The organism is Bittarella massiliensis (ex Durand et al. 2017) (assembly GCF_017566145.1).
In the GTDB taxonomy this organism is placed as follows: Bacteria; Bacillota; Clostridia; order Oscillospirales; family Ruminococcaceae; genus Bittarella; species Bittarella massiliensis_A.
Genome location: NZ_JABFCL010000023.1, coordinates 1 through 7182, shown reverse-complemented (window position 1 = coordinate 7182; position 7182 = coordinate 1). Strand labels below are relative to the sequence as shown.

Sequence of the window (7182 nt, the reverse complement as noted above, 5' to 3'; positions counted from 1 at the left end):
GGTTCACTTTTTTCTCTCCCCCCGACTGGGGATCCGGGGACAAAGAGGGCGCGGGGCGGCTGGACAGCGGGTAGGGGCAGGCGGTAGGTTGCCCGCCCCCAGCCCGTAAGCGGGCGGGAAAGAGGGGGGCGGAAGGACATGGACGGCCTTGGTCCTTCCCTGCCGCCGGGCAGCCGCCCTTCGACAGCGGCGACACCTTGTAAAGGCATCTCCCTTTTCACGCAATGGGGGGCGATCGCGTCTCCCTCCCCATCGCCGCAGGGGGATGGAGGGATGGGGGCGCTTGTTCGGCCGGCTCTGTCGGGACAAAACGGGGGAAAAGCCCTCTTGTTTTGCCCCTCTCACCCGCCCCCTTTGTATACAAATCGTATTTTTCGCTTTAAAAACGACAATCTGTTTTCTTTATTACCCCATTTAAGGGGCAAATTTCTGCCATTTCTGCCACTTCCCTCCGCGGACGACCCGGAGCGCATATCCTCCGCCAAAGCCGCAACACTAATCTTCGCAACCCTATTTTGCAAGTGATGCAGCCCGCTGGCGGGCCGCACCCGGAAAGGACAGACGAGTATGAAAAAATGCGCCGCACTGGCTCTCTGCCTGGCCATCTGTCTCTCGATGGCAGGCTGCACCAACGACACCGGCGGGGTCGGAAGCACCTCCTCCATCACCAAAAACCAGGACGGGGACGGCACCTCCCGCGGCAGCGCCTTTGCCGCCAACGCCGGGACCACCGCCGCCAAAACCGACTACGACAGCCTGAAAAACAACAAGATCGGCTGGGGGCAAGGGCGGGAGATGGACGACAAAAACCGCCCGGTGGCCGCTGTGGAGACCCAGCAGAAGCTGGGGGACGAGTACAACGCCGCCTTCATTGGGACGGAGGAAAAAGTTCTCTACCTGACCTTTGACCAGGGCTACGAAAACGGCTACACCGGCAAAATCCTCGACACCCTCAAGGAAAAGCAGGTGCCCGCCACCTTCTTTTTGACCTACGATTACTGCAAAGAGGCCCCCGACCTCTGCCGGCGGATGGTCGCCGAGGGGCACACCCTGGGCAACCACTCCCAAAAGCACAAGTCCTTCCCCACCCTCACGGTGAGCGAGGCCACCGCCGACATCGACTTCATGCACCAGTATGTCAAGGAGACCTTTGGCTATGACATGAAGGTCTTTCGCTTCCCCATGGGCGAGTACTCCGAGCGGATGCTGGCCGTGGTGCGCGACTACGGCTACAAGTCGCTCTTCTGGTCCTACGCCTATAAAGACTGGGTGCCTGAAGCCCAGCCGGACAAGGCCGAGAGCCTGGAGAAACTGAAAAAGAACCTCCACCCCGGCGCCATCTTCCTGCTGCACTCGGTCTCCAGCACCAACACCGCCATCCTCGGCGATTTCATCGACTACGCCCTCTCCCAGGGCTACACCTTCCAGACCATGTGACGCCGCCCTCAAAACTGGCAGGCGGCCGGGGCGACCGGCCGCCTGCCTTTTTGTAAAATCTCTGTAAACTGAACCGACAGCCCCCCAACAGCAATTCCTTTTTTTGGGGATTTTCTTGTCGTTTTAGGCGGATGTCGCATTTATTTAAAAGGATATTCTGGCCAAAATATCAAAAAATATTGGCTTTGCAAAATAATATTAAAGTGCCCATAAAAAACTGTTATACTGTCTCTGGCAAAACTGACGAAACTTTCAGCGGTCTTTTCGGGCGGCGCTCCCCTTTCTGGCGGGCGGGCGGAGAGACGGCGAGCCAATTCTTGTGTTTTGGGGGAACGACATGAATTTCTTCAACTTTCTCTCGCTGGCCGGCGGGCTGGCCATGTTTCTCTACGGAATGAACATCATGGGGTCGGGGCTGGAGAAGCTGGCTGGCTCCAAGCTGGAGATCATCCTCACCAAGATGACCTCCAACATCTTCAAAAGCGTGCTGCTGGGGGCGCTGATCACGGCGGTGATCCAGTCCTCCTCGGCCACCACCGTCATCGTGGTGGGGTTGGTCAACTCGGGCATCCTCAAGTTGGATCGGGCCATCGGCATCATCATGGGGGCCAATATCGGCACCACCATCACCGCCCAGATCCTGGCCCTGGGGGACATCAGCTCCTCCAACTTCTTCCTGCAGCTGGTCAAGCCCACCGCCTTAGCGCCGATGATGGCGGCCATCGGCATCGTCTTCTTCATGTTCTTGCAGGGCAATAAGCAGAAAAACCTGGGCCAGATTCTGATGGGCTTCGGCATCCTCTTCATCGGGATGCAGTCGATGGAGGGGTCCATGGCCCCCCTGCGGGACCTGCCCCAATTCGCCGACATCCTCACCGCCCTTTCAAACCCCATCCTCGGGGTGCTGGCGGGGACCATCCTCACGGCGGTGATCCAGTCCTCCTCGGCCTCGGTGGGCATTTTGCAGGCCGTCTCCTCCACCGGACAGCTGCGCTATTCCACCGCCATCCCCATCATCATGGGGCAGAACATCGGCACCTGCATCACCGCCATCCTGGCCTCCATCGGGGCCAACAAAAACGCCAAGCGGGCGGCGGCAGTTCACCTCTACTTCAACGTCATCGGCACCACCGTCTTCCTCACCGCCATCTACGCGATACAGCACCTGGTGGGCTTTGGCTTCTGGAACGAGGCCATCACCCGGGCCGACATCGCCAACTTCCACACCATCTTCAATATCTGCACCACCGTGCTGCTGGTCCCCTTCTACAAGGTGCTGGGCAAGCTGGCCGAGATGTCCATCCGCTCCAAAAAGGGGGAGGAGGACCTCACCCCCGAGGTGCCGCTGCTGGACGAACGGCTGCTTGCCTCGCCGGGGCTGGCCATTGAGCAGGCCCGCAGCGTGGTGCTGAAGATGGGCGAATACGGGCAGAAAAACTGCTCGAAGATGGTCTCCCAGCTGTTCAGCTACGACCAGAAGACCGCCGACAGCATTGCCGAGTACGAGTCGGCCATCGACAAGATGGAGGTCACCCTCTCCCGCTACCTGTTAAAGTTGACCAACCAGCCCTTGAGCGATCAGGAGAGCCGCCAGGTGTCCGAGATGTTCTGGCTGGTGACCGAGTTTGAGCGCATCGGCGACTACGCCATCAACGTGTTGGAGCGGGGCGGCGAGATCGCCGACAAAAAGGTCGTTCTCTCGGATATGGCCAAGGGGGAACTGATCGTCCTGGACAAGGCCATCGGCGAGATTTTGGGCAAGGCGGTCGCCGCCTTCCGGGATCGGGACGTGGAGGTCGCCCGGGAGATCGAGCCGCTGGAGGAGACCATCGACCAGATCAAGGACGAGCTGAAGGCCCAGCACATCGAGCGGCTGAAACAGGGCACCTGCTCCATCGATGCGGGGGTCATCTTCCTGGAAATCCTGACCAACCTGGAGCGGATCGCCGACCACTGCTCCAACATCGCCGCCTATGTGGTGGGGTATGAGGGGGAGCAGAAGGGCGACTTCGACGCCCACCAGTACCGCCAGACCCTGCACGACGGGCGGGAGGAGGAGTACAACCGCCTCTACCAGGAGTACAGCGAGAAGTACTCGGTCCACTGACCGAAAGCGAACCGACAGAACAGAAGAGAGCCGCCCCGGCCGGGGCGGCTCTCTTTTCATCAGCGGGCGCTCTGCCAGTCGTCCCCCTCGTCCTCATCCCCCGGGGGGAGAAAGGTCCAGAAGGAGGCGGGGTCCTGGGGGTCATGGCTCTCCACCTCCACCGAAAAAGTCCGGTTCTCACAGGCGCTCTGGAGGGAGACTGGGGTCCACCCCGCCCTGGTGGGGGCGCCGAAGCAGACCTCCAGGCGGCCGGCGGTAACGTCAAAAATCATGGAGCGGAGGGTGCCCAGCCCGTCCTCGTAGTAGGGGCAGGCGACCCCGTCGGGCATGGGGCGCTCCAACAGGGCCTTGAGGGCGGCCCCGTCCAGCTGGCCCGCCCCCTCTTCCAGGGCGCGGCGAGCGATCTTCCAGCGCCGGACCGAGTGGCGTCCCCGGTGGTTGTCAAAGGGGCGCATCTCCTCGTTTTGATAGTGGTTGGTGGCCACCAGCCACCGCTCGCTGTCGCGAAAGGAGAGGCGGTGCGCGCCGCCGACACTGGCCATCTCCGCCACCCGGGCGCGGCCGCTGCGGTCGGCCAGCAAAAAGACGTCGTTGGTGCGCAGGGGGAGCTGGGCCAGCAGATCGCTGGCCTCGGCCACCGTGGCGCAGCGCTCCAGCAGAGCCCGCAGGACGACAGGGAACCAGAGGCCCTCCCCCTCGGCCGGCTGGAGGAAGGAACAGGTGGACATGGTGACACAGAGCCCCCGGTCGTTCATCCCGTCCATCCGCCCAAAGAGGAGGAGGGAGAAGCCCGCCTGAGCCGGGCTGCCCGCCGCCCGGGTGACACAGAGACAGAGTTCGTCCGCAAACCCGTACTCATAGCTGCGGGCCAGGTAGAGGCGCCCGTCCCGGGTGATGGCGGGAAGGGCGGCGATCTGGCTGCAGCGGCCGGGTTGACAACAGCGGTCAGAAAAGATCGCCAGCCGGCCGGGATGGATGCCCAGGGCCTCGCTGGCGCCGGCGATTTCCTCCCCCAGCCCGGGAATTGCCGCCTCCAACAGGCGCATCTTCGCCCGCAGGGCGGGGCCGGCGACCTCCTCCTTCTCCGGCAGGAGGTTGATCTGCCGCAGAAGGGGGTTTTGCCGCAGCTGGACGGCGTAGGCCTGCCCCACCTGGTAACGGCTTCCCTCGGCCACAAGACTGCCAAACAAGACGCTTCTCTTCATCCCCACGTCCCTCCAATCGTTTTTCCCACTTTAACAGAATAAAAAATGTTTGGCAAGGAGGAATTGGGGCCGTCCTATTTAAAGCCGGGCACCCAGCCAGGAGACCGCCAGCCCCGCCCCGACGGACAGAAAGGTGAGGCGGTGGCAGCCAAACCCCCAGGAGGCGGGAATCAACTCCTCAATGGCGATGAAGAGCATCACCCCGCAGACCAGGGAAAAGACCGCCCCCAGCAGGACCGGCGAGAGAAGGGGGCCCAGCGCCAGCCAGGCTAGAAGGGCCCCCACCGGCTCCGAGAGGCCGGAGAGAAGGGCACAGCCAAAGGCGCGGGCGCGGCTGCCGGTGGCCTGGTAGATGGGCACCGCCACCGTGACCCCTTCGGGGATGTTGTGCAGGGCGATGGCCAGGGCCACCGAGAGGCCCAGCCCCGCGTCCTGGTAGCCGGCCATGAAGGTGGCCATCCCCTCGGGGAGGTTGTGCAGCAAGATGGCCAGCATCGAGACCAGCCCCAGGTGAAAGAGGCTCCTCCCCGAGAGGGCGTTGGATGCGCCCTTCTCTGCGGTGGGGCGGTCGGGAACCAGCCGGTCGATGGCAAAGGTGAGGACGACGCCCCCCAAAAAGGCGGTGAAGAGAAGCCAGAAACCCCGCCCCTGGCCCAGCAGGGAGATGGCCTCGGGGAAGAGGTCCCAGAGGCTGACGCCGGCCATCACCCCGGCGGCAAAGCCCAGGGCCACTGCCATGGGGGTGTCGTTCCCCCGCCCGCCCAAAAAGACCGCCAGCGCCCCCAGCGCGGTGGAGAGACCCGCTGCGCTGGAAAGGGCCAGGGCCTGCAAAACGCCGCTGTCCACCGGGCACCCCTCCCCTCTTTTTCCACACATGGATATGCGCCGCGCACCGGCCCGATGCCGGAAGGAGGGGGCCGGGGAGACAAAAAGGGGACCGCACCATAAGGTGCGGCCCCCTCTCAAAACGGATTCTGCTGTGCCGGGTTGCGTCTAGAACTGCCAGACGCTGTACACGAAGGCGTCCGGGTCGTGGGGCAGGTTGTCGCCCTGCTCCAGCTCCTCGTGGATCATCTTGATGAGTCTCTGGCGGTAGGTGTCGTCATACCCTTCCATCACCGGCTCGACCTTGCTGGAGGACTCGAGGAAGTGGATGATGTCGCGGCCCATGGCGCGGCCCTTGTCGGTGTGCATATCGTAGGCGTAGTCGGGGATCTCGAGTTTGTAGCCGCGGTCAAACTTTTTGATGGTGATGTTTTTCAGGCAGTCGGTGGAGCGCTCTTTGCTGCGGGAGCAGAGGAAGCGGATGGCGTGCATGAAAAAGAGGGGGCGATCCCCGTCGTTGTAGGGGAACTCCTGCCGGATCTTGTTGAGGGTGTAAACCACCACCGGGGCGTTGGTGTCGCCAAAGCCCACGTCCTCGACGGCCATGGCCATCAGGCGGCGCCACATCTTGTCCTCAAACTGCTCACTGGTGATGTACATCTCGTAAGCCACGTCCACCGCGATCTCCTCTTTGCCGCGGCGGATGGACTTTTGCAGGGCGGAGACCAGTTCGTCACCGGGGATTCCATTTCTGCTGGTGATGTTCTTCCAGGGGTCGTACGACATGAATTCTGCCATTTGAGTACCTCCAAAAATGCACAGCTCGATTTACAGTAGCTTTGCAGTAATGCGGCGCGCCGGGCGGTGCGCCATCTCTATCATAATCCATCTTTCCCCATAAAACAAGGGGCTTTTGTTGCAATAAAGGGCCGCCCGTGTTAAGATAGGTTTGTTATTTCGTCACATTTCGCGCATCTTTGCGGCAGCGGCGCAGATTCCCGGCAGAATGGCCGGCGCGCCGCAGAAACGGAGGGGAACAAATGATGAAAAAGCGGTTTGCCCTGTGCGCCACCGCGCTGCTGAGCCTCTGCCTGCTGGCGGGCTGCGGCGGCCCCAAAGCGCCCCAGGACAAAGCGGCCATCGCCTATATGGAGGCGGTGGCAAAGGGGGACGCGGCGGCCATGGCCGCGGCCGACGGCTACGACCAGGGGGAGATCGACTTGAGCTACTGCGCCGACGTGGTGGCCAAGCGCCGCGCCGAGGCCAAGTTTGACATTCTGGAGTCCACCGGCGATGACGCCACGGGCTACACCGTCACCGTGGGGGCCACCTTTGTCGACCTGGCCGAGGAGTTTCAAAAGGCCTCGGAAGAGCAGCTGACCGCCAGCCTGGAAAACGGCGATCTGAGCGAGGACGAGATCGCCCAGAACATCGTCAAAGAGCTGGAAAAGGGCGGCAAGGAGACCAAGTGGAAGATCGTCCTCAAACTGACCAAGGAGGGTGAGGGCTACCGGGTGGACGTGAGCCAGTGCGCCGGGGACATCGCCTCCATTTACAGCTGTGGGCTGAAAAATGCCCTCTAAAACGAACAAGCCAAAAAAGTGAACT

Annotated in this window: 6 protein-coding genes; 3 read left to right on the top strand and 3 right to left on the bottom strand. The window is 62.2% G+C overall.

Going from position 1 to position 7182, the window contains the following annotated elements:
• Nucleotides 1–567: 567 nt before the first annotated feature.
• The gene (locus HJY11_RS13260; protein ID WP_208076424.1) at nt 568–1437 is read left to right on the top strand and encodes a polysaccharide deacetylase family protein; all 870 of its coding nucleotides are present in this window, start codon (nt 568–570) and stop codon (nt 1435–1437) included.
• A gap of 337 nt (nt 1438–1774) precedes the next feature.
• Nucleotides 1775–3544, top strand: coding sequence for a Na/Pi cotransporter family protein (locus HJY11_RS13255; RefSeq protein ID WP_208076423.1), 1770 nt, complete (start codon nt 1775–1777; stop codon nt 3542–3544).
• 59 nt (nt 3545–3603) lie between these two features.
• On the opposite strand, the gene HJY11_RS13250 is transcribed toward HJY11_RS13255, so the two are convergent.
• The 3 genes from HJY11_RS13250 to HJY11_RS13240 form a co-directional block, all read right to left on the bottom strand.
• Nucleotides 3604–4749 carry a C45 family autoproteolytic acyltransferase/hydolase gene (locus tag HJY11_RS13250; RefSeq protein ID WP_208076422.1) on the bottom strand — a complete coding sequence of 382 codons (1146 nt, stop codon included), beginning with the start codon at nt 4747–4749 and terminating at the stop codon, nt 3604–3606.
• A gap of 78 nt (nt 4750–4827) precedes the next feature.
• Nucleotides 4828–5595, bottom strand: a complete 768-nt coding sequence (gene zupT / locus HJY11_RS13245) for a zinc transporter ZupT (RefSeq protein ID WP_368041608.1) — start codon at nt 5593–5595, stop codon at nt 4828–4830.
• Nucleotides 5596–5742: 147 nt separating this feature from the next.
• A complete protein-coding gene (locus HJY11_RS13240; RefSeq protein ID WP_208076420.1) occupies nt 5743–6372 on the bottom strand; it encodes a hypothetical protein in 630 nt (209 codons plus the stop codon).
• A gap of 245 nt (nt 6373–6617) precedes the next feature.
• Here HJY11_RS13240 and HJY11_RS13235 point away from each other — a divergent pair, with 245 nt between their 5' ends.
• Nucleotides 6618–7157: a hypothetical protein gene (locus HJY11_RS13235; protein ID WP_208076419.1), complete on the top strand. Its 540-nt coding sequence runs from the start codon at nt 6618–6620 to the stop codon at nt 7155–7157.
• The last annotated feature ends 25 nt before the right edge of the window (nt 7158–7182 follow it).

What these genes read in the sequence shown, in the direction of transcription:
- HJY11_RS13260 (WP_208076424.1), top strand. Translation starts at nt 568, where the DNA reads ATGAAAAAATGCGCCGCACTGGCTCTCTGCCTGGCCATCTGTCTCTCG.
- HJY11_RS13255 (WP_208076423.1), top strand. Translation starts at nt 1,775, where the DNA reads ATGAATTTCTTCAACTTTCTCTCGCTGGCCGGCGGGCTGGCCATGTTT.
- HJY11_RS13250 (WP_208076422.1), bottom strand. Translation starts at nt 4,749, where the DNA reads ATGAAGAGAAGCGTCTTGTTTGGCAGTCTTGTGGCCGAGGGAAGCCGT.
- HJY11_RS13240 (WP_208076420.1), bottom strand. Translation starts at nt 6,372, where the DNA reads ATGGCAGAATTCATGTCGTACGACCCCTGGAAGAACATCACCAGCAGA.
- HJY11_RS13235 (WP_208076419.1), top strand. Translation starts at nt 6,618, where the DNA reads ATGAAAAAGCGGTTTGCCCTGTGCGCCACCGCGCTGCTGAGCCTCTGC.